Source organism: Streptomyces sp. NPDC101191 (assembly GCF_044767915.1).
Classification (GTDB): Bacteria; Actinomycetota; Actinomycetes; order Streptomycetales; family Streptomycetaceae; genus Streptomyces.
Map to the genome: position 1 here is coordinate 84,222 of NZ_JBIWOU010000007.1, position 20,318 is coordinate 104,539.

At 73.6% G+C, this 20,318-nt stretch carries 20 protein-coding genes; 11 read left to right on the top strand and 9 right to left on the bottom strand.

The features are described 5' to 3' along the window. The first annotated feature begins 1 nt into the window (after position 1). From ACIRQF_RS26565 to ACIRQF_RS26575, 3 genes are all read left to right on the top strand, one after another. Positions 2-1,498: a tripartite tricarboxylate transporter permease gene (locus tag ACIRQF_RS26565; RefSeq protein ID WP_376637151.1), complete on the top strand. Its 1,497-nt coding sequence runs from the start codon at positions 2-4 to the stop codon at positions 1,496-1,498. After that, entirely contained in the window at positions 1,495-1,956 is a 462-nt protein-coding gene (locus ACIRQF_RS26570) for a GNAT family N-acetyltransferase (RefSeq protein ID WP_382483131.1), read from the top strand. Before ACIRQF_RS26565 ends, ACIRQF_RS26570 begins: the two co-directional genes overlap by 4 nt. Positions 1,957-2,034: 78 nt before the next feature. Beyond that, the gene (locus ACIRQF_RS26575) at positions 2,035-2,457 is read left to right on the top strand and encodes a DUF6299 family protein (protein WP_404095603.1); all 423 of its coding nucleotides are present in this window, start codon (positions 2,035-2,037) and stop codon (positions 2,455-2,457) included. Between the two features lie 50 nt (positions 2,458-2,507). Here ACIRQF_RS26575 and ACIRQF_RS26580 read toward each other — a convergent pair whose 3' ends face one another. Next, positions 2,508-3,044 (bottom strand): DUF402 domain-containing protein, encoded by a 537-nt coding sequence (locus tag ACIRQF_RS26580; protein WP_376637154.1) that lies wholly within the window; start codon positions 3,042-3,044, stop codon positions 2,508-2,510. Continuing rightward, positions 3,016-3,954 carry a GNAT family N-acetyltransferase gene (locus ACIRQF_RS26585; protein ID WP_404095606.1) on the bottom strand — a complete coding sequence of 313 codons (939 nt, stop codon included), beginning with the start codon at positions 3,952-3,954 and terminating at the stop codon, positions 3,016-3,018. The genes ACIRQF_RS26580 and ACIRQF_RS26585 overlap by 29 nt, the downstream gene beginning before the upstream one ends. Before the next feature lie 74 nt (positions 3,955-4,028). Between ACIRQF_RS26585 and ACIRQF_RS26590 the strand changes: the two genes are divergently transcribed. Further along, positions 4,029-4,403: a GntR family transcriptional regulator gene (locus ACIRQF_RS26590; RefSeq protein ID WP_376637156.1), complete on the top strand. Its 375-nt coding sequence runs from the start codon at positions 4,029-4,031 to the stop codon at positions 4,401-4,403. A gap of 55 nt (positions 4,404-4,458) precedes the next feature. Here the strand turns inward: ACIRQF_RS26590 and ACIRQF_RS26595 are convergent, their stop codons facing one another. Next, on the bottom strand, positions 4,459-5,577 hold the full coding sequence (locus tag ACIRQF_RS26595; protein ID WP_389756276.1) for a DUF5925 domain-containing protein: 1,119 nt from the start codon (positions 5,575-5,577) through the stop codon (positions 4,459-4,461). A gap of 189 nt (positions 5,578-5,766) precedes the next feature. Between ACIRQF_RS26595 and ACIRQF_RS26600 the strand changes: the two genes are divergently transcribed. Then, complete coding sequence (locus tag ACIRQF_RS26600; protein WP_382483127.1) at positions 5,767-6,573, top strand: SGNH/GDSL hydrolase family protein; 807 nt, start codon at positions 5,767-5,769, stop codon at positions 6,571-6,573. A gap of 4 nt (positions 6,574-6,577) precedes the next feature. Here ACIRQF_RS26600 and ACIRQF_RS26605 read toward each other — a convergent pair whose 3' ends face one another. Next, complete coding sequence (locus ACIRQF_RS26605; protein ID WP_404095611.1) at positions 6,578-8,143, bottom strand: serine/threonine-protein kinase; 1,566 nt, start codon at positions 8,141-8,143, stop codon at positions 6,578-6,580. A gap of 275 nt (positions 8,144-8,418) precedes the next feature. Here ACIRQF_RS26605 and ACIRQF_RS26610 point away from each other — a divergent pair, with 275 nt between their 5' ends. Then, positions 8,419-8,691: a hypothetical protein gene (locus ACIRQF_RS26610; RefSeq protein ID WP_376637160.1), complete on the top strand. Its 273-nt coding sequence runs from the start codon at positions 8,419-8,421 to the stop codon at positions 8,689-8,691. Between the two features lie 152 nt (positions 8,692-8,843). Here the strand turns inward: ACIRQF_RS26610 and ACIRQF_RS26615 are convergent, their stop codons facing one another. Together ACIRQF_RS26615 and ACIRQF_RS26620 are read right to left on the bottom strand one after the other, a co-directional pair. Beyond that, complete coding sequence (locus ACIRQF_RS26615) at positions 8,844-9,620, bottom strand: ABC transporter permease (protein ID WP_404095615.1); 777 nt, start codon at positions 9,618-9,620, stop codon at positions 8,844-8,846. Further along, the gene (locus tag ACIRQF_RS26620; RefSeq protein WP_404095618.1) at positions 9,617-10,573 is read right to left on the bottom strand and encodes an ATP-binding cassette domain-containing protein; all 957 of its coding nucleotides are present in this window, start codon (positions 10,571-10,573) and stop codon (positions 9,617-9,619) included. Before ACIRQF_RS26620 ends, ACIRQF_RS26615 begins: the two co-directional genes overlap by 4 nt. Positions 10,574-10,659: 86 nt before the next feature. Between ACIRQF_RS26620 and ACIRQF_RS26625 the strand changes: the two genes are divergently transcribed. Next, complete coding sequence (locus ACIRQF_RS26625) at positions 10,660-11,379, top strand: TetR/AcrR family transcriptional regulator (RefSeq protein ID WP_376637163.1); 720 nt, start codon at positions 10,660-10,662, stop codon at positions 11,377-11,379. A 19-nt stretch (positions 11,380-11,398) separates the two neighbouring features. Here ACIRQF_RS26625 and ACIRQF_RS26630 read toward each other — a convergent pair whose 3' ends face one another. The 3 genes from ACIRQF_RS26630 to hmgA form a co-directional block, all read right to left on the bottom strand. Beyond that, on the bottom strand, positions 11,399-12,619 hold the full coding sequence (locus tag ACIRQF_RS26630; RefSeq protein ID WP_404095622.1) for a type ISP restriction/modification enzyme: 1,221 nt from the start codon (positions 12,617-12,619) through the stop codon (positions 11,399-11,401). A gap of 102 nt (positions 12,620-12,721) precedes the next feature. Further along, a complete protein-coding gene (locus tag ACIRQF_RS26635; RefSeq protein ID WP_389756289.1) occupies positions 12,722-13,471 on the bottom strand; it encodes a GntR family transcriptional regulator in 750 nt (249 codons plus the stop codon). A 50-nt stretch (positions 13,472-13,521) separates the two neighbouring features. Continuing rightward, a complete protein-coding gene (hmgA, locus tag ACIRQF_RS26640; RefSeq protein WP_404095626.1) occupies positions 13,522-14,856 on the bottom strand; it encodes a homogentisate 1,2-dioxygenase in 1,335 nt (444 codons plus the stop codon). 183 nt (positions 14,857-15,039) lie between these two features. Between hmgA and ACIRQF_RS26645 the strand changes: the two genes are divergently transcribed. From ACIRQF_RS26645 to ACIRQF_RS26660, 4 genes are read left to right on the top strand one after another with little or no spacing between them, the layout of a single operon-like run. Then, a complete protein-coding gene (locus tag ACIRQF_RS26645) occupies positions 15,040-17,139 on the top strand; it encodes a right-handed parallel beta-helix repeat-containing protein (protein ID WP_404095629.1) in 2,100 nt (699 codons plus the stop codon). Beyond that, complete coding sequence (locus tag ACIRQF_RS26650; RefSeq protein WP_404095632.1) at positions 17,136-17,972, top strand: hypothetical protein; 837 nt, start codon at positions 17,136-17,138, stop codon at positions 17,970-17,972. The genes ACIRQF_RS26645 and ACIRQF_RS26650 overlap by 4 nt, the downstream gene beginning before the upstream one ends. Beyond that, positions 17,969-19,435: a hypothetical protein gene (locus ACIRQF_RS26655; protein ID WP_404095635.1), complete on the top strand. Its 1,467-nt coding sequence runs from the start codon at positions 17,969-17,971 to the stop codon at positions 19,433-19,435. The genes ACIRQF_RS26650 and ACIRQF_RS26655 overlap by 4 nt, the downstream gene beginning before the upstream one ends. Before the next feature lie 19 nt (positions 19,436-19,454). Then, positions 19,455-20,120 (top strand): TetR/AcrR family transcriptional regulator, encoded by a 666-nt coding sequence (locus ACIRQF_RS26660; protein WP_389756400.1) that lies wholly within the window; start codon positions 19,455-19,457, stop codon positions 20,118-20,120. Positions 20,121-20,318 lie beyond the last annotated feature (198 nt).

Here is a 20,318-nt window from a genome sequence, read left to right on the forward strand (position 1 = left end):
CATGGACTCTCTGACCTCCCTCATCGACGGCTTCGGCACCGCGCTGACCCCGATGAACCTGCTGTGGGCCGCCGTCGGCGTCCTCCTCGGCACCGCCATCGGCGTCCTGCCCGGCATCGGCCCCGCCATGGCCGTCGCGCTGCTGCTCCCCGTGACGTACGGGCTGGAACCGACCGGCGCCTTCATCATGTTCGCCGGCATCTACTACGGCGCGATGTTCGGCGGCTCCACCACCTCGATCCTGCTCAACACCCCCGGTGAGAGCGCGGCCGTCGTCGCCGCCATCGAGGGCAATCCGATGGCCAAGGCGGGCCGCGGCGCCCAGGCCCTCGCCGCCGCGGCCATCGGCCACTTCACCGGCGGCCTGGTCGGGACGATCCTGCTCGTCGCGCTCGCGCCGACCGTCGCCGCGCTCGCCGTCGACATCGGGGCCCCCGACTACCTCGCCATCATGGTGCTCGCCTTCATCGCGGTGACCTCCGTCCTCGGCTCCTCCCGGATCCGCGGCCTCGCCTCGCTGCTCATCGGCCTCACCCTCGGCCTGGTCGGCCTCGACCAGATGACCGGCCAGCAGCGCCTCACCTTCGGCTCCCTGCAGCTCGCCGACGGCATCGACGTCGTCATCGTCGCGGTCGGCCTGTTCGCGATCGGCGAGGCCCTGTGGGTCGCCGCCCATCTGCGCCGCACCACGGGCCAGGCCGTCCCGGTGGGCCGCCCGTGGCTCGGCAGGGGAGACGTACGGCGCACCTGGAAGGCCTGGCTGCGCGGGCCGCTCATCGGCTTCCCGTTCGGCGCGATCCCGGCCGGCGGCGCCGAGATCCCCACCTTCCTGTCGTACGTCACCGAGAAGCGCCTCTCCCCGCACAAGGACGAGTTCGGCAAGGGCGCCATCGAGGGCGTCGCGGGCCCCGAGTCCGCCGCCTCCGCCTCCGCCGCCGGCACCCTCGTCTCCATGCTCACGCTCGGCCTGCCCACCACCGCCGTCGCCGCCGTGATGCTCGCCGCGTTCCAGCAGTACGGCATCCAGCCCGGCCCGCTGCTCTTCGAACGCGAACCCGAGCTGGTCTGGGGCCTGATCGCCTCGCTGTTCGTCGGCATGGTGCTGCTGCTCGCGCTCAACCTGCCGCTCGCGCCCGTCTGGGCCAAGCTGCTGCGCATCCCCCGCCCCTACCTCTACGCCGGCATCCTGTTCTTCGCCGCCGTCGGCGCCTACGCGGTCGGCGGAGAAGCCGTCGACCTGGTGATCCTGCTGGTCATCGGCCTCATCGGATTCGGCATGCGGCGCTACGGACTGCCCGTCCTGCCCGCCGTGATCGGGGTCATCCTCGGCCCGGCCGCCGAGCAACAGCTGCGCCGCGCCCTGCAGATCAGCGACGGCGCGCTGTCCGGACTCGTCGACACCCCGTTCTCGGTGACCGTCTACGCGGCGGTGCTGGTCCTGCTGGCCTGGCCGCTGCTGCGCAAGCTGATCACCCGTCGGCGTACGGTGACCGCATGACGAGTCCCCGCCCCGCAGTCGCCGCCGACGTGCCCGCGGTGAAGGCCGTGATCGACGCCGCCTTCCACCACTACATCGAGCGGATCGGCCTCGTGCCGGCCCCGATGCGGGAGGACCACGCGGCGAACGTGGCGGCGGGGCGGGTGTTCGTCGCGGGCGAGCCCGTGGCCGGTCTCGTGGTCGTGGTCCCCGAGGCCGGCCATCTCTACCTGGACACCATCGCCGTCCACCCCGACGCCCAGGGCACCGGCCTCGGCCGCACCCTGATGACCTGGGTCGAGGAGCGGGCGCGGGAGCTCGGCCTGCCCGAGGTGCGGCTGCTCACGAACGCGATGATGTGGGAGAACCAGAAGCTGTACGAGCGCTACGGCTACGAGGTCACCGAGCGCCGCGCGGACGGACCGTACGACCGTATTCACTACCGTAAACACGTTCCCAACTCGCCCCCGATCGAGTGAGTTTCGGGGGCGCGGAGGCCGGATCCGGTATCCCTGGCGGGCAGCGTCATCCCCCACCCCCGAAGGGACCCCCCACCCATGCGCGCTCGACTCGCCCTTGCCGCAGGAGCCCTGCTGGCCGTCACCGCCGCGACGGTCTCGACCGCCCACGCCGGGCCCGCCGACGGGCTCTCCGTCGACCCGGTCGGGACGCTCGCCGACGACGGCTCGATCACCCTCTCCGGCTACTACCGCTGTGTCGACGACAGCGCGGGCCCGGTCTTCGTCAGCTCCACGCTGATCCAGGGGGACCGTTCCGCCGGGATCGGCGGCACCCAGGCCGTCTGCGACGGTCTGGTCCACGAGTGGACCAACAGCGCCGTCGTGAAGGAGCCCGGCTACCGGGCGGGCGGGGCGCGAGTGGAAGCCACCCTCATGCAGCTCACCCCCGACGGCCCGATGGGCCTGCCGCTGCCCGACTTCCTGGCACGGCAGAGCCAGGACGTCACGCTCGGCTCCTAGGTCACGTCCGGATCAGGCCGGATCGGGGAGCGGCGTCCGGCACGCGCGGCTCACCGTTCCCCGGTCCGCCCCGATCCGAAGGGCCCGCTCCGGCCGAGCAGGCCGAGCAGCCCGTCACGGCCGAGCGCCTCCAGCTCGTCGAGGGCCGCCACGGCCGCCGCGGCGGCGGCCGGGTCGGCTGCGGCCAGACCGCTCGCCGCGAACTCGTCCTCGTCGAGCCGCAGCACCTCGGCTCCGTCCGCCGACACCCACAGGTCCAGGTCGAGGTCCTCCACGACCACGGTGCCGCCGTCCACCACGGCGGGCCGGGTCACGTCGCAGTACCAGCCCTTGAGCGTGCCGTCGCCGGAGCGGACCTCCTTCACCGCGTACCAGCGGTCGCGCCAGTAGTGCTCGGTGAACACGTCGCCCGGCTCGAAGCGCACGAAGCCGAAGTCCCGTACGCCCTCGGCGGCCCAGGGCGCGCGCACGGTCAGCCGCGCCCCGTCGTCGGCGAGCAGTTCCGCGGGATAGCGGATCTTCGTCCGCCCCGCCTTGACGAGCGCGATCTCCACCTTGTCAGCGGCCTCGGCCGAGCGTGCGGACATGCCGGGTCTCCTTTGCGCAGATCTCGTAGCCGAACCACTTGTTGACGGCCAGCATCGGCCCGTTCTCCGCGTCGTTGCCGGTGAACGCCTCCGTGCAGCCGGCCGCGCGGGCCCGGTGCAGCGAGTCGTTCTTCACGAGCTTGGCGAGCCCCCGGCCGCGGTACTCCGGGTGGGTGCCGGTCATGGCGGAGCCGTAGCGGCCGAGGCCGTCCGTGCGGGCCGCGCTGAAGGCGACGGGCCGCCCGTCGGCCACCGCGACCGTGGTCAGCTCACGGTCGAGCAGCGGGTGCTCCCAGATGGACGCCAGCCAGTGCGCGTAGTCGGTCAGTTCGGCGGCCACGTCGCCCGGCTCGTCGGCCGTGGCGAGCGCGTCCAGCTCGAACAGCGGGCGCGGGTCGGCGGCGAAGTCGGCCGCCGTGCGCAGCTCGACGCCGGCGGGCGGTGCCTGCAGCGGCGGCAGCCCGGCGGTGGCCAGGTCGAGTCGCAGGAAGTAGGCGGAGCGGCTCGGCCGGTAGCCGTGCTTCGCGGCGAAGGCGAGGTGGGACGGGCCGTCCAGGACCCAGCTGTACAGGTTCGTCGCGCCGGCCTCCGCGAGGTGCTCCTCGGCCGCGCGCAGCAACAGCGAGCCGGCGCCAAGACCCACGTGTCCGGGGTGGACGAAGATGTTGACGCAGCCCGTCCCCGGCTCGGGGGACTCGTGGGCGAGCGACACCTCCGCGGTGCCCACGGCCTCCCCGTCGACCTCGGCGAGCAGCGGCCGGTTCCGGGCGTCGGGATGGGCGTGCGCCAGGTCGTAGGTCACCTGGGGGCCGGTGGCGATCATGTAGGGCAGGGCGGCGCGCCGGATCCGGGCGAAGGCCTCGGCGTCCTCGGCGGACCCGGGCCGTACATCGCGGACGATCACAGTCATGGTGCCGCACGCTATGCGGCGGGCACGTCCGGGCGCCTCCCATTTTCCCGGGGGCCGGGTGCACAATCGGGCGGGTGACGCTTCGAATCAGCGTGGATGCCCGTTCCACCACCGCTCCGTACGAACAACTGCGTGCCCAGATCTCGGAGAGCGCCCGCTCGGGCGAGCTGCCCGTCGGTTACAAGCTCCCGACCGTACGGGGTCTCGCGGAGGACCTCGGGCTCGCGGCGAACACGGTCGCCAAGGCGTACAAGGCCCTGGAGGCGGACGGCGTGATCGAGACCCGCGGCCGCAACGGCACCTTCGTCGCCGCCGCTTCCGACGCGGCCTCCCGCCTCGCCGCCACCGCCGCCGCCGGATACGCGACCGAGGCCCACCGGCTGGGCCTGACGCGAGAGGCGGCGGAGGCGGCGGTCCAGGACGCCCTGAGAGCGGCGTACGAGGTGTAGCCCTGTCATTCCGGTCGTGCCGGGCCCGCGATGCCGGTCCCCGCCGCGCCCCTCCCTACAGGTACAGCCCCGCATCCGTGGTGCGGGGCTCCGGCAGACCCACCGGCGTGGTGCCGCGCCGCAGGGCGAACAGCTCCGCCAGCGTCGCCCCGTCGCGGCCCACTCCCTCCTCCCGTCCGAGCCAGGCGACCGCCTCGGACCGGGTGAGCCGGTCGACCTCGATCCGGGCCAGGCAGCGGCCGGGGCGGACGACGGCGGGGTGGAGCCGCTCCAGGTCCTCGTTGGTGGTGACGGCGACGAGGACGTTGCGGCCCTGGCCGAGCAGACCGTCCGTCAGGTTGAGCAGCCGGGAGAGCGCCTGGCCCGCCGCGTCCTTGGCCTCGCCGCGGATCAGCTCGTCGCAGTCCTCCAGGAGCAGCAGGCGCCAGCGGCCCTTCGCGCTGCCCTCGTCCTCGCCGATCGCGATGTCCATGAGGTAGCCGACGTCGCCGAAGAGACGCTCGGGGTCGAGGACGCAGTCGACCTGGCACCAGTCCCGCCAGGACCGGGCGAGGGTGCGCAGGGCGGAGGTCTTGCCGGTGCCGGGCGGGCCGTGGAGCAGCAGCAGCCGTCCGGTGATGTCCTCGGGGGTGACGGCCATCAGCCGGTCCATGGCCTCGGCGACGGGCGCCGTGTAGTTGGGCCGGATCTCCTCCCAGGTGCCGGCGCCGATCTGCCGGGTGGTGCGGTGCGGCCCGCGCCGGGGCGACACGTACCAGAAGCCCATGGTGACGTTCTCCGGCTGCGGTTCGGGCTCGTCCTTCGCGCCGTCCACCGCCTCCTTGAGGATCCGCTCGGCGAGTTCCGCGTCGGTCGCCGTGACGGTCACGTCGGCGCCCCGGCTCCAGCGGGAGACGAGCACGGTCCAGCCCTCGCCCTCGGCGAGCAGGGAGCTGCGGTCGTCGCCCTTGGTGGCGCGCAGCAGCTTCGCGCCCGCGGGCAGCAGGGTCGCGGCGGGCTTCACACGGTCCACGGTGGTGCTGTGCACGTGGGGTTGCTCCCCGGTCGCGAAGCGGCCGAGGAAGAGGGCGTCGACGACGTCCGAGGGCGCGTCGTCGCCGGTGAGGTGGAGGCGGAGGGGGACGGCCCGTTCGGGCAGGGACGGGTCTCGCGGTGCGCCGTGGGTGGCAGACATGGCGCCATGATCGGCCAACGGGGCACCTCGGCGCATCGACTTTTGACGGTTCGTCCCTTGGCTTGAAACCGATGGTTTCTGAGGGGGTGTCGGGGGCTGTTCACTCCCACTTTTGACATGAACACTTCCGGCACGGCGGATCCGCTGCTACTACCTGGTAACGCAGAGATCCTGCTACAGGGAGGTTCCATGAGACTGTCCCGATTCACGGCGCTTTCGTCCTCGCTCCTCCTCGGCGCCGTCCTCGCCCTCACCGGGGCAGGAGCCGCTCAGGCCGCCGAGACCGCCGCACTCGACTACGTCGCCCTCGGGGACTCGTACTCCTCGGGCGTCGGCTCCGGGAGCTACGACAGCGCGAGCGGCGACTGCAAGCGCTCCACCAAGGCGTATCCCGTCCTCTGGAAGAACGCCAACTCACCCTCGTCCTTCGCGTTCACCGCTTGCTCGGGCGCCCGAACGGGTGATGTCACGGCCAATCAGCTCGGACCGCTCTCCACCGCCACCGACCTGGTGTCTCTCACGATCGGCGGTAACGACGCCGGTTTCGCGGACGTCATGACCACCTGTGTCCTGCAGTCCGAGGCGACCTGTATCAACCGTGTGAATCAAGCCAAGAGCTACGTCGACACGACCCTGCCCGGCAAGCTCGACGCGGTCTACACGGCCATCAGGAACAAGGCGCCCAACGCCCGCGTGGTCGTCCTCGGCTACCCCCGCTTCTACAAGCTCTCCGGCAGCTGCATCGCCGGCCTGAGCGAGAACGAGCGCAGCGCCATCAACGGCGCCTCCGACTACCTCAACGCGGCGACCGCCAAGCGCGCCGCCGACCACGGCTTCACCTTCGCGAGCGTGGCTCCCGCCTTCACCGGGCACGAGATCTGCTCCAGCTCGGCGTGGCTGCACAGCGTCAACTGGCTCAACATCGGCGAGTCGTACCACCCCACCGCCGCCGGACAGTCCGGTGGCTACCTGCCGACCTTCAACGGCGCGGCGTAGCGGATCAGCCCGGGGAGGCGGTCCCGCTCGAAGGCGTCGCGGACGTCGGCGGCGTCGACGGCGAGGCCGTCTCCTCGCAGTTCACCGTGAAGGCCACCCAGTTGGACCGCCGCTCGACCGGCGCACGCACCTCCAGACGGATCCGGTCGCGCACCGCCGCACCCGCCGCGTACCCCGCCTGCGTACGGTCCAGCCGCTGCTCGGTCGGCCCGCCCTCGGGGAACTCCAGCGTCTGCCACCCGGCGTCCTGGGCCTGGCCGCTCTCCGTCGCCCAGCGGTACGACACGGTGGCCGGCGTCCGGTCCACCGTGACCGTCGCCGTGAAGGCCGGGGCCTCGCCCTCCGGTGGCGGACACGTCCCCTGATAGGCGTCCCGCACCGCCCGGACGAAGAGCAGCACCGAGACCGGCGGAGTCGTCGTCGCCGTCGGCGAGGCGCTCGTGGGCGCCGTCGTCGGCGGGGGAGTGGTGGGCGCCGTCGTGGACGCGCTCGTCGTGACCGGCGGCACCGGGGGCGTCTCGTCGGAACCGGTGTCCCGCAGCGCCGCGTACGTCAGCCCGCCCGCCACCAGGAGCAGCGCCGCGATCCCGGCGAGCAGCGCGCCACGCCGCCGCCGGCGGGGCTCCTCCGCCCCCGGCGCCGGAATCGGGGCCGTCGGACCGGGTCCCACGGGCCCGCCCGGCCCCGCGCCCCCGGAGTCCGGACCGTCCGACGGCAGCGGTGCGAACGGCGTCGTCGCCCGCAGCGACTCGGTGCGAGGGCTGCCGCCCGCGCCGATCAGCCGCAGCTGCTCCTCGGCCGCGTCCCCCGAGAGGCGCTGCTCCGGGTCCTTGCGCAACAGCGCCTCGATCACCGGGGCCAGCGGACCCGCGTGCACCGGTGGTGCGGGTTCCTCGTCCACGACCGTCCGCAGGGTGTCGAGCGCGGTCTCCCGCCGGAACGGCGAGACGCCCTCGACGGCGGCGTACAGCAGCACACCCAGCGACCAGAGGTCGGCCGCGGGCCCCGGCGTACGCCCCAGCGCGCGCTCGGGCGCGAGGTATTCGGGGGAGCCGACGAGCTCGCCGGTCATGGTGAGCGGTGAGGTCCCCGCCACGGCCGCGATGCCGAAGTCGGTGAGCACGGCCCGGCCGTCGTTGGCCAGCAGGACGTTGGCCGGCTTGACGTCCCGGTGCAGCACCCCCGCCGCGTGCGCGGCGCGCAGCGCGGCGAGCACGTCGACGCCGACGTGCGCGGCCCGCTGCGGCGGCATCGGGCCCTCGGCCTCCAGCGTCTCGGCCAGGGTGAGCCCGCGGACCAGCTCCATCACGATCCACGGGCGCCCGTCGTCCAGGGCCACGTCGTAGACGGTGACGACATTGCGGTTCGCGATCCGCGCGGCGGACCTGGCCTCGCGCTCCAGGCGGGCGTACAGCCGCTCGCGGTCCTCGGTGGGCAGCCCGGCCGGCGCCCGGACCTCCTTGACGGCCACCTCGCGCCGCAGGACCTCGTCCCGGGCCCTCCAGACGGTGCCCATCCCGCCCTCGCCGAGCACGTCGAGCAGGCGATACCGACCCGCGATGAGCGTCATCCGTCCACGGTAGCCGAGCCCGGCGGATTTTGGTGGCGGAGATCACACCCGGCGGAAGGCCCCCTGGTGGGGGCCGCGCGTGCAGGATGGTTCGTGACGGTTCGACAGGTGTTCGATCGCTGTCCAACTCACCCTGGAATCAGATGGATTCGGACAGTGATCGTCAACCCCCGTACACAGACGGTGAATCCTGCGGCCGGAATACACGGGTGTCGTAGCGGGGCGATAGGGTTAACCTGCCCGGGCCGGGTGCCCTCGTACGGGTGGGGAGTGACATGGAACAGATAGCAATGCGCAGCAGGCCGCGAGTGCCTGCCATCACCTGCGGGAGCAGCGCGACCAGTTCGCGGCTGGACCGCCATCTCGCGGTGCTCGGCGGTCCCGCCGTGCCCCAGCGTGAGGCGGCCGAGGCCACGCTGCTCATGCGGGAACTGACGTCGCGTACGCGTGAGGTGCCGGTCCACGGTCACCGCAGCCGCAGCGCGCGGGTCTCGCTCTTCGCCCCGTTGCGCCGACTGCGCCGCTCGCTCTTCGGCAGCCACGGCTGACAGGCCGTCCGGGCCGGGCACCCGCGTACCCCGACGCACCACCCCGCCCGCACCCGCTCGGCCCCTGAGATCCTGACCGCCCGCCGGACGTGTCCCCGCCCGTCCGGCGCTTCTCCCTACCCACGGCACCCGGTGCTCCGCCCGGCACGGGGTCAGGTCCGGGCGTAACGCCCGACCGCCGCCGGAGCGCACAGCGCGATCAGCGCCAGTGACCAGAGCAGCGCCCCGGCCACCGGATGCGCGACCGGCCAGGCCGCACCCTCCGGCACGGGCGCGTTCCCGAACAGCTCCCGCACGGCGGTCGTCACCGCCGAGATCGGATTCCACTCCGCGATCGTGCGCAGCCAGCCCGGCATCCCGTCGGTCGGGATGTACGCGTTGGACAGCAGCGGCAGCATGAACGTGGCACTGCCCAGCTGGCCGGCCGCCTCCTCGCTCCGCGAGGCGAGACCGAGCAGGATGCCCACCCAGGTCGTCGCGAAGCGGAACAGCAGCAGCAGTCCGACGGCGCCGAGCGCCGCCATGGCCGTGCCCTCGATCCGCCAGCCCATCGCGAGCCCGACGAGCAGCAGCGGGACCATCCCCACCGCGCTGGTCACCAGATCGGCGAGAGCCTGCCCGAGCGGGACCGCCGCCCGGCTCACGGGCATCGTCCGCAGCCGGTCCGTCACGCCCCGGTGGGTGTCCTGCGCGGCCTGGAACATGCCGGTCATCACGCCGTTCGCGGCGGTCGCCACCAGCATGCCCGGCACCAGGAACGCCCGGTAGTCGGCGCCCGGCATGGCGAGCGCGCTGCCGAAGACGTATCCGAAGAACAGCAGGAAGACGATCGGCATCGTCTGCGTCATGACCGTGATCGCCGGGGCGTGCCGGATCCGCAGGAGATGGCGGCCGAGGATCGCGGTGCCGTCGTGGACGAGGGTGCTCATGCGGCGGTCTCCCGGGGCTCGGGACGGGGTGCGCGGCCGGTCAGGCGCAGGAACACCTCGTCGAGGGTCGGCGGACGCAGGGAGGCGTCGACCAGGTGGACCCCGGCCGCGTCGGCCTCGCGCACGATCCGCGGCAGGGTGAGCGTGGTGTCGGTGGTGACCGCGCCGACCGTGCGGCGCTCGGCGTCGAGCCGTGGCGCCGAGCCGGTGAGCCGGTCGAGCACCGCGGCGGCGGCGTCCAGGGACGCGACGTCGGCGACCACCACCTCGGCGTAGTGCCCGATGAGCGCCTTCAGTTCGGCCGGCGTGCCGCGCTGGGCGGCCCGGCCCTCGTCCACCAGGACGACCTCGTCGGCGAGCTGGTCGGCCTCCTCCAGGTACTGCGTGGTCAGCAGTACGGTCGTGCCCTGGGACGCCAACCCCCGTACGGCGTCCCAGATCTCGTTCCGGCTGCGCGGGTCGAGCCCGGTGGTGGGCTCGTCCAGGAAGAGCACGCGCGGCCGCGCGATGAGGCTCGCGGCCAGGTCGAGGCGACGGCGCATGCCGCCGGAGTAGGTGCGGGCGGGCCGGTCGGCGGCCCCGGCCAGCCCGAAGCGCTCCAGGAGCTCGTCGGCGCGCGAACGCGGGGCGCGCAGCAGGCGGGCGAAGAGCCGCAGGTTCTCGGCGCCCGTGAGGTCGCCGTCGACGGAGGCGTACTGCCCGGTGACGGCGATCCGCTCGCGCACCCCGGCCGGGTCGCGGACCACGTCGCACCCGGCGACCCGGGCGCTGCCGGAGTCGGGTGAGGCGAGCGTGGTCAGCACCCGGACGGCAGTGGTCTTGCCGGCCCCGTTGGGGCCGAGGACCCCGCAGACCGTGCCCTCGGGGACGGCGAGGTCGAGGCCACGCAGCGCATGGACCTCGCCGTACCGCTTCTGCAGACCTTCACTAAGTACAGCGTACGTAGTTGTCATGGGGCGACCCTAGCGCACTACGTACGGTGTACGTAACCGGGTGCCTCACTACGATGGGGCGGCGGGGCGAGGAAGGGTGATGACCGATGGCGGGCCGAGCGGCCGAACCCGAAGTGATCTGGGCGCGCCCCGAGCGCACGGGCCGAGGCCCGAAACCGGCCTACAGCCGGCGGGACATCGTGGCCGCGGCCGTCCGCATCGCCGACGCCGAGGGCATCGACGCGGTCTCCATGCGCCGCATCGCCGCCGACCTCGGCTGCGGCACCATGTCGCTGTACAACTACGTGCCGCGCAAGGAGGACCTGTACGAGCTGATGGTCGACGCGGCGAGCGAGGAGTACGTGCTTCCCGAGCGGCCCAGCGGCGACTGGCGGGCCGACATGACCGACCTGGCCCGGCAGACCCGCGCCATCATGACCCGGCACCCCTGGCTGTCCCGAGTCATGACCACCGCCTACGGCTTCAGCCCGAACGCCCTGCGCTACCTGGAGTGGTGCCTGACCGCCCTCGAGCCGCTGGACGTGCCGCCCGGCCAGAAGATGCAGCTCATCGCCATGGTCAACGGCACCGTGATGGCCACCGTCCGCAACGAGCAGGCCATCGCCGAACGCGCCCGCGGACTGCCCTGGAGCGAGGAGGAGGAGCAGGCGGTGCGCGGCGCCTATCTGATGGAGCAGCTGACGACCGGGGCCTACCCGCACCTCGCCGCGCTGATCGCCGCGTCCCCGGCGCCCGCCGACGCCGACGAGATCTTCGAGCTGACGATCGCGCGGCTGCTCGACTCCTTCGCCCCGCCCGGCTCCTGACGGGGCCGGACCGGTCCCTTCAGAGGAGCAGGAACTGCCCTTCCGGGCCCTCCTCCTGATGATCGAGGACGGACGCGGGCCGGCGGGCCCCGTCCGGCACCGGCAGCACCCCGGCCTCCCGCAGTGCGCCGCGGGTCACACCGGCCGCCGTGGCACACGCCGTGAGCGCCGTGCGCTCCGGCTCGCGCTCCGCGAGGAGGGCGAGCACCGTGATCAGTTCGAGCAGCTCCGAGGTCCACTCCTGCGGCCACCCGGCCGGCCCGATCGCCTCCAGGCTGCCCGGCTCGGCGGGCGCGGTCCGGTGTGCGAACCAGTGCTCGATCATCCGCACCCCGCCGACCTCGAACTCCCACGCGGCCGCCGGCACGGGCGAGATGCGGCCCTCGTCCAGGCTCAGCACCTCCTCGTCCGGGTCGTACGCGAGCGTCGTCGGCCGGGCGGGGACCGCCGCCCGCACGTAGGGCCGGCGCCCGCCCGGCAACCGGGGCCGCGTGCCGCCCCGGCCCCCGCGCAGCTGCACCCCGACCAGCTCCCGGCCGAGCGCCACGCCGGCCGCCCACACCTCTCCGTCCGCGGGCAGCGGCACCCGGCAGCCGGCGGGCGAGGGGAGTGCCGCCGCCACCGCCCAGGCCGGCAGGTCCGCGGGGTCGACCTCGTACCCGTACCGCGTGCTCAGCAGGGCCAGGAGTCCGGGCGCCAGATTCGGCTCCAGGCCGCCGGGCCTGCGGAACAGCGGACGGATCCGCCCGGGCCGGCCGGCGGGGGAGCGCCCGTCCGGCAGCGCGGCCGTCACCAGCAGCGCGGGACCGCCCGTTCCCGGCACGTACCCCTGCTCGACGACGAACAGCTGATCGGCGTCGGCGACCCGCCACAGCTCGGGGCGCGCGGCGTCGATCAGCCGGTGGTCGGGCAGCAGCCACTGCTCGTCGAAGGGTCCGTGTGCGAGCCGCACCGGCTCAGGGCAGGGCCCGGGCTCCCGGGCGAGCCGCACGGTCCCGGTCCGCTGCCCCGGCAGCGCGGCCACCGAACTCCCGGGGGTCCGCGCCCGACTGGGCCGGAACAACGCCTCCCGCTCCGCCCCCTCGGCCGCGACGAGCCGCTCCCAGCGCGCCCGCAGCGTGCGCGCGTCCGGCGCGACGATCCATGTCCGCCCGAGCCGCAACGGCGCCACGGACCAGGGCATCAGCTCGTCGAGCAGGGGCAGGTCGTCGAGCGCCGCGTCTTCCGTCACGCCCCGCATGCTAGTGAGCGCGGTGGGCACCCCTCCACCGTCGCGGGGAAAGCGCCCGGTCGCCGGGGGCCAGGGTGGGGGTGAGGCGGCGGCCCCGGTCGGGGCCGGGGCTCACTGCGCCTCCACCGTCACCGTGAAGGAGAAGCGGTCGCCCCGGTAGCGGATCCGGGCCACGTCGACGACCCGGCCGTCGGCGTCGTAGGTGACGCCCGTGTAGTGCAGGATCGGGGAGAGCAGCGGCACCTGGAGGAGGTTCGCCGTCTCCGGGTCGGCGAGGCGGGCCTCGACGGTGTCGGTGATGCGGCTGATCCTGACGCCCACGACGTCCCGGAGCACCTTCGTCATCGGCCACCGCTCCAGATCGGCCGGGTCGATGCCCGCGGCGACCTCGGGGAGCACCGCGTTCTCCGCCCAGTTGGTGGGCTCGCCGCTCTCGCCGTCCGCGCGCAGGCGCCGGAAGACGGCGACCTCGGACGCGCCGGGGAAGTACTCGGCGAGCTCACCGGGGACCGGCTCGGTGCCGTGACCGAGCACGGTGGTCCGCTCGCCGGACTGCTGGGCCACGATCGCGTCGATCGAACCGAGCAGCCGGCGCGGGCTGGAGCGCCGGGCGCCCGGTTCGATGAAGGTGCCACGCCGCCGGTGCCTGCTGATCAGGCCCTCCTCCTCCAGCTCCTTGAGGGCCTGGCGCATGGTCAGCACGCTCACGCCGTAATGCGCGGCGAGCTGCTCCTCGGTGGGCAGCCGCAGCGAGGCGTCGGGGGTGCGGCCCAGTATGGAGGCGCGCAGCGACTGCGAGACCTGGTACCAGAGCGGAAGCTTCCGGTTCAGGACCAGCGAGTCGGGAGCGAAGGCGGTCACGGCTCTCCCCAACGACGACTACGAGACACCCGGCCGGATGTTACGGGTGTTCACGGCCGGAAGTGGCGCTCCAGACCCTGCCATACGTCGTCGTAGGCGCGCTGCAGGTGGTCGGCACCGGCCGCCTGGGCGGTGGCGGTGACCGGCCAGCGGGTCTCGAACATGAAGGCCAGGCCATCGTCGATCTTCTGCGGCTTCAGCTCGGCGGCGCTGGCCTTGTCGAAGGTCTCCCGGTCGGGGCCGTGCGCGGACATCATGTTGTGCAGCGAGCCGCCGCCCGGCACGAAACCCCCCTTGCCGGCGGTCTTGGCGTCGTACGCGCCCTCGATGAGGCCCATGTACTCGCTCATCACGTTGCGGTGGAAGTACGGGGGCCGGAAGGTGTCCTCGCCGACCAGCCAGCGCGGGGCGAAGACCACGAAGTCCACGCCCGCGAGGCCGGGGGTGTCGGAGGGCGAGGTGAGCACCGTGAAGATCGACGGGTCGGGGTGGTCGTAGGAGATCGTCCCGATGACGTTGAAGCGGCGCAGGTCGTAGACGTACGGGGTGTGGTTGCCGTGCCAGGCGACCACGTCCAGCGGGGAGTGGGTGTAGGTCGCGGCCCACAGGTTGCCGCAGTACTTGTTGACGACCTCGACCGGTCCCTCGACGTCCTCGTACGCGGCGACCGGCGCCCGGAAGTCGCGGGCGTTGGCCAGACCGTTGGCGCCGATCGGGCCGAGGTCCGGCAGCTGGAACGGGGCGCCGTAGTTCTCGCACACGTAGCCGCGGGCGGTCTCGTCGAGCAGCTCGACGCGGAAGCGGACGCCGCGCGGGATCAGCGCGACCTCGCCGGGACCGGCCGCGAGGTCGCCGAGCTCGGTGCGCAGCAGCAGCCCGCCGCGCTCGGGCACGATGAGCAGCTCGCCGTCGGCGTCGCTGAAGACCCGCTCCATGGACGCGTTCGCGTGGTAGAGGTGCACGGCCATGCCGGCGCGCTGCGTGGCGTCACCGTTGCCGCCGAGGGTCCACAGGCCGGCCAGCCAGTCCGTGCCGGGCGCCGGGTCCGGCAGCGGGTCCCAGCGGAGCCGGTTGGGGTCGGGCACGGACTCGGTGAAGGGGGCGGAGCGCACGGCGCCGTTGTCGATCCGGGCGAACGGCGGATGCGCGGCCGAAGGCCGGATCCGGTAGAGCCACGAGCGCCGGTTGTGCGCCCGGGGCTCGGTGAAGGCGCTGCCGCTCAGCTGCTCCGCGTACAGGCCGAGCGGTGCCCGCTGGGGCGAGTTCCGCCCGTCGGGGAGGGCGCCGAGGACGGCCTCGGAGCTGTGCTCGTTGCCGAAACCCGTGCTGTAGGTCAGCGCTTCGGCCGTCTTTCTCGCCTGTTCCGCGTTGGTCTCCGCGTTCATCGCGTGCTCCTGTCCTGACGCTCACAACAATCCTATGCATGACCGTAGGATTCCGCTCCCGCTCGCGTCAACGGTGACTTTCCGGGCCCTTCCCGGCCTTTCCCGGGCTCTTCCGCGGATGTCTTGGACGTGCTGCGTGCGCGGGGGGTTCCAAAAGATGAACATTGCTCTACTCTCACGCGCATGTCATGGACCCGTCGGTTCGTCCTCGCGCTCTCGGTCGTGCTCGCGGCACTCGCCGCCGCCCTGTTCACCGCCCCCGCCGCCCAGGCGCACGAGGAGCGGCCCGTCACCTTCCCCGACGGCACCGGCAGCGTGCCCGTCCTGCGCACAGGAGAGCCCGATCTCCTCGTGTGCAAGAGCGACCGGGGCGACTTCGCGCGGCGGATCGCGGGCTTCCCCGCAGACCTCAAGGCCCGCAACCTCGCCCTCTACGAACGCTGCCAGAGGCAGGGCTACCGCCACCTGCAGCAGGCCGTCGACGCCGTGAACAAGCCCGGCACGACCATCGCGATCCTCCCCGGCCTCTACGAGGAGGAGCCCTCCCTGCCGGCGCCCACCGGCGCGTGCGCCGCGCTCAAGGCCCCCGACTCGGCGCTCGGCTACCAGATCCTCAGCTACGCGCAGCAGCTCCAGTGCCCGCACAACCAGAACCTGGTCGCGATCCTCGGCAAGAAGAACCTCCAGATCGAGGGCACCGGAGCCTCACGCCTCGACGTCGTCATCGACGCCAAGTACGCCAAGCTCAACGCCATCCGCGCCGACAAGTCCGACGGGATCTACTTCCGCAACTTCACCGCCCAGCGCACGACCTTCAACTCGCTCTACGTCCTCGCCGGCGACGGCTTCGTCATCGACGACGTGCTCACCCGCTGGAACGACGAGTACGGCTTCCTCACCTTCGCCTCCGACCACGGCCTCTACAAGAACTGCGAGTCCTACGGCAACGGCGACTCCGGCATCTACCCCGGCTCGGCCTCGGACATCAACGACGGGCGCGGCTACGCCGTCCCCCGGCACTCCATCGAGATCACCGGCTGCCGCAGCCACCACAACATGGTCGGCTACAGCGGCACCGCCGGAGACTCCGTCCACGTCCACGACAACGAGTTCGACCACAACATGGGCGGCGCCTCCATGGACTCCGCCTTCCCCGGCCATCCCGGCCTCCCGCAGAACCACGCCCGCTTCGAGCGGAACCTGATCCACGACAACAACCAGAACTACTACCCGAACGTCGCCGACGGCACCTGCGCCAAGCCGCCCGTCGAGCGCGGCTACGAACAGGGCGTCGTCTGCCCCCAGATCTCCATGCCGCCCGGCACCGGCATCATCACCGCCGGCGGCAACTGGAACCTGTACGAGAACAACTGGATCTACGGGCACCAGCGCTCCGCCTTCTTCCTCAGCGCCGTCCCCGCCTTCATCCGCGGCGAATCGGAGTGGGGCAAGCAGACCGACACCTCCCACCACAACCGCTACGCCGGCAACCACCTGGGCGTCGACCGCGACGGCACCTCCCGCCCCAACCGCAGCGACGTGTGGTGGGACGGCCAGGGCGGCGGCAACTGCTGGCAGCCGGACGCCGGCGCCGCCACCCCGTACGCCCTGCCCGCCTGCGGCCCCCGCTGGGGCGACGTCTCCGGCAACACCCGCCGGCTGGTGGGCGAACCCGTCAAACTCGCCCAACTCCTCGTCTGCGCCGACTACAACGTCCAGGCCCGCCGCCTGCCCGCGGGCTGCGACTGGTACGGCGCACGCGGCATCCAGCGCGTCGAGACCCAGCTCGCCCTCGGCACCGCCGCCGTCCTCGCCCTCGTCGGCACCCTCCTGTGGTGGCGCCGGCTCCGCGACAACCGCCCGGCGGGCGTGGCCACCGTCCTGGGCCTGCTCGGCCTGGCCCTCGACGTCGCCGGCTCGACCCTCGCCCTGACGCCGACCCTCCTGCCCGCCCTCGCCCTCCTGCTGACCGGCCTGTGGTGGACGGTCCTCGGCCTCGCCCTTCGCCCGCACCGCCGGTTCTTCGCCTGGACCACGGTCGTCCTCGGCGCGCTCACCCTGCTCGACGCCTTCGACAAGGCGGTCCTGATGATCCCCTGGATCCCGCTGAGCCCGGCCTGGGCCCGCGCACTCCTCGCCGTCGTCTGGGTCCTGTGGGCCGTGATCGTCGCCGGCACCCGCGGCCCGGGCACGGAAGCGGACGCGGGCCACGACCCCGACCCGGACCACGGCGCGCGGGCGGGGTCCGCTCCCGCCGCCGCGCCCGCGGGCGGTGCCGAGTGACCGCCCGCCGGACTGCCCGCGCCGCGGAGGTGCTGCTCGCCCTGGCCCTGGGGGCGGTCGTGACGGCCGGCTGCGGCGGGCGGCCCACGACCCACCACAAGCCCGGGACCAGCCACCAGGAGGCGACCGGCGTCAACGGCAGCCTCCTCACGACGAAGGACGGCACCGGGCACCGCCTCCGCGAGGTGCCCGCGGCCGGGGCACCCGCCGTACGCATCGAGGCCCGGCCCGACAGCGAGGGCGGCTGGAACGTCCACCTGATGGTGGAGAGGTTCCGCTTCACCCCCGAGAGCACCGGCGGAGCCGCCCTCCTCGGCCGCGGCCACGCCCGGCTCCTCGTCGACGGCCACGAGGCCGCCCGCGCCTACGGCCCCTGGGTGCACGTCCCGGCCGGCACCGGCGCCCGCACCCTCACCGCTCGCCTCCTGGCCGACGACCACACCGTCTGGTCCGTCGCCGGCCGTCCCGTGGAGGCCACCGTCCCCCTCGGCGCAGGCGCGCCGTCCGCCGCGACCGCCCCCGGCACGGGCTCCGCGTCGAACGCCCCGACCACCCGGACCGCGTGGCCGGACGGCCGTACCCTCACGATCGGCATCTCCGGAAACTCCGTACAACCACCCCCTTCCCGGGTCGAACTGAAGAAGGGCGAACGCCTCACCCTCCAGGTGACCAGCGACCGCGCCGACACCCTCCACGTCCACGGCTACGACCGCGAGATCGAGCTGCCTCCCGGCCGGCAGGCCACCCTCACGCTCACCGCCGACCGCACCGGCCTCTTCGAGGTCGAGACCCACGAGTCCGGACTCCTGCTGACCCAACTCGTGGTCCGATGACGGCACTCGCGACCGTCCCGGCACCGCTCGGCCCGCTGCCGCTCGCCCATGGCGTGGGCGCCCGGCACGACCTGCCGCTCTCGCCGTTCTACGCGTACGCCGGCGCCTTCGCCGCGCTCTTCGTCTCCTTCCTCTCACTCGGCCTGCTCTGGTCCTCCTCCCGCTTCCACGGGGACCGCGCGGGCCGCCCGCTCCCCGCCGCCGTCCAGCGCCTCGCGGACGCGCCCGCGACCCGCACCGCCCTCCGCGTACTCGGCGCCGCCGCCGCTCTCGCCCTCGTCCTCCACCTCCTCCTCGGACCCGACGACCCGGACCGCAACCCCGCCCCCGGCGCCGTCTACGTCCTGCTCTGGGTCGGCCTCGTCCCCGCCTCCCTCCTGGTCGGACCCGCCTGGCGGCTCCTCAACCCCCTGCGCGCCCTGCAGGCCGCTCTGCCCGCTCGGCGCTCATCCCGTCCGATCCCCGCCCTGCAGGCCGCTCTGCCCGCTCGGCGCTCATCCCGTCCGATCCGCGCCCTGCGGGCCGCTCTGCCCGCTCGGCGCTCATCCCGTCCGATCCGCGCCCTGCGGGCCGCTCTGCCCGCTCGGCAGGCCGCTCTGCCCGCTCGGCGCTCACCCCGTCCGATCCCCGCCCGGCTCGGCATCCGGCCCGCGGCCGCCGGACTCCTCCTCTTCACCTGGCTCGAACTCGTCGCCCCGGACAACACGGCCGCCCCCGTCCTCCTCACGGCGCTCGCCACCCACACCGCCGTGCAACTCCTCGGCGCGACCCGGTACGGCCCCGACTGGTTCGCCCACGCCGACCCCTTCGAGGTCTACTCCTCCCTCCTCGCCCGGCTCTCCCCCTTCGGCCGCCGCGCCGACGGGCGCCTGGTCCTGCGCTCGCCCTTCGACGGCCTCGACGCCACCCCGCCCGTGCCCGGCCTCGTCGCCACCGTCTGCGTCCTCCTCGGCTCCACCGCCTACGACGGCCTCTCCGACAACCCCCGCTGGATCACCACCCTCCAGACCTCACCCTTCGGCCGCACCCCCACCGCCACACTCGGACTGCTCGCCGCCGTCGCCCTCGTCGCCGCGCTCTACGGGCTGTGCGCCGGCACCCTGCGCCTGCTCAACCGCGAACTCACCACCCCGCTCACCTCCTTCGCCCACTCGCTCCTGCCCATCGCCCTCGGCTACCTCGTCGCGCACTACTTCACACTCTTCGCCACCGAAGGACCACGCACCGTCATCATGGCAGGGGGCACTGACAACGCCCCCGCACCCGCCCCACCCCTGGGCCCCGGCGGCCTCGCCACCCTCCAGGTCGCCGCGATCGTCACCGGCCACGTTCTCGGCGTCGTCGCTGCCCACGACCGCTCCGTCCGCCTTCTCCCGCCCGCGCGGGCGGTCGCCGGCCAACTCCCGCTGTTCGTCCTGATGATCGCGTACACCCTGGGCGGGATCGGCCTGCTGATCGCCTGAAACCCACCGGAGCGGCATGATGGTCCCCGTGCCCCAGTCCACCCCCAAACCCTCGTCCGCCCCGGGCCAAGGGCCCGCGCTCCGCCGCGCCCCCGTCCAGCAGCGCAGCGCCGAACGCCTCGCCCGCATCCTCGACGCCTGCGCCGAACTCCTCGACGAGACCGGCTACGAGCAGCTGAGCACCCGCGCCGTCGCCGCTCGCGCGGGCGTCCCCATCGGCTCCGTCTACCGCTTCTTCGGCAACAAGCGGGCGATGGTCGCCGCCCTCGCCCACCACAACCTCGACAGCTACGCCGACCGGATCGGCGCCGGCCTCGCCGCGCTGCCCTCCGTCGACGCCCTGAGCGTCATCGACACGGTCCTCGACGCGTACATCTCCATGAAGCGGACCGTGCCCGGCTTCGCCCTCGTCGACTTCGGGATCCCGGCCGGCGCCCCCGCCGAAGCGGGCGACGAGGACCCCAACCACCTCGTCGCCGACCGGATCTGCGGCCTGCTCGCCGCCCCGCTCGGCCGGCCCGCCGACGCGACCCTGCTGCGCAAGGTCCTCGTCGGTGTCGAAGCCACCGACGCCCTCCTCCGGCTCGCCTTCCGCGCCGACCCGGCCGGCGACCCCGCCCTGATCGCCGAGACCCGCGCCCTTCTCCACGCCTATCTCGCACCCTCGTTGGGCCCGGGCTGCTAGCCGGTCCCGGACCGGAGGCAGTTGTCGGAGGCTGCGCTGCCGCGCGGCCCAGTCCGCCGCGCACCCGCGCCGTCCGCCGCGCACCGGCCGTGTCGGCCGCGCACCCGCCCCGTCTGCCGCGCACCGGTCCTGTCGGCGGCGCACCCGCGCCGTCCGCCCGCGCACCCGCCCCGTCCGCCGCGTACCGGCCGTGTCGGC

Bases quoted from the DNA above. Each gene is read 5' to 3' on its own strand.
- ACIRQF_RS26660 (WP_389756400.1), top strand. From the start codon at position 19,455: ATGGTCCCCGTGCCCCAGTCCACCCCCAAACCCTCGTCCGCCCCGGGC.
- ACIRQF_RS26625 (WP_376637163.1), top strand. From the start codon at position 10,660: ATGGCGGGCCGAGCGGCCGAACCCGAAGTGATCTGGGCGCGCCCCGAG.
- ACIRQF_RS26615 (WP_404095615.1), bottom strand. From the start codon at position 9,620: ATGAGCACCCTCGTCCACGACGGCACCGCGATCCTCGGCCGCCATCTC.
- hmgA (WP_404095626.1), bottom strand. From the start codon at position 14,856: ATGAACGCGGAGACCAACGCGGAACAGGCGAGAAAGACGGCCGAAGCG.
- ACIRQF_RS26580 (WP_376637154.1), bottom strand. From the start codon at position 3,044: ATGTCCGCACGCTCGGCCGAGGCCGCTGACAAGGTGGAGATCGCGCTC.
- ACIRQF_RS26595 (WP_389756276.1), bottom strand. From the start codon at position 5,577: ATGTCTGCCACCCACGGCGCACCGCGAGACCCGTCCCTGCCCGAACGG.
- ACIRQF_RS26645 (WP_404095629.1), top strand. From the start codon at position 15,040: ATGTCATGGACCCGTCGGTTCGTCCTCGCGCTCTCGGTCGTGCTCGCG.
- ACIRQF_RS26575 (WP_404095603.1), top strand. From the start codon at position 2,035: ATGCGCGCTCGACTCGCCCTTGCCGCAGGAGCCCTGCTGGCCGTCACC.
- ACIRQF_RS26630 (WP_404095622.1), bottom strand. From the start codon at position 12,619: ATGCGGGGCGTGACGGAAGACGCGGCGCTCGACGACCTGCCCCTGCTC.
- ACIRQF_RS26585 (WP_404095606.1), bottom strand. From the start codon at position 3,954: ATGACTGTGATCGTCCGCGATGTACGGCCCGGGTCCGCCGAGGACGCC.
- ACIRQF_RS26605 (WP_404095611.1), bottom strand. From the start codon at position 8,143: ATGACGCTCATCGCGGGTCGGTATCGCCTGCTCGACGTGCTCGGCGAG.
- ACIRQF_RS26565 (WP_376637151.1), top strand. From the start codon at position 2: ATGGACTCTCTGACCTCCCTCATCGACGGCTTCGGCACCGCGCTGACC.
- ACIRQF_RS26620 (WP_404095618.1), bottom strand. From the start codon at position 10,573: ATGACAACTACGTACGCTGTACTTAGTGAAGGTCTGCAGAAGCGGTAC.
- ACIRQF_RS26570 (WP_382483131.1), top strand. From the start codon at position 1,495: ATGACGAGTCCCCGCCCCGCAGTCGCCGCCGACGTGCCCGCGGTGAAG.
- ACIRQF_RS26610 (WP_376637160.1), top strand. From the start codon at position 8,419: ATGGAACAGATAGCAATGCGCAGCAGGCCGCGAGTGCCTGCCATCACC.
- ACIRQF_RS26600 (WP_382483127.1), top strand. From the start codon at position 5,767: ATGAGACTGTCCCGATTCACGGCGCTTTCGTCCTCGCTCCTCCTCGGC.
- ACIRQF_RS26655 (WP_404095635.1), top strand. From the start codon at position 17,969: ATGACGGCACTCGCGACCGTCCCGGCACCGCTCGGCCCGCTGCCGCTC.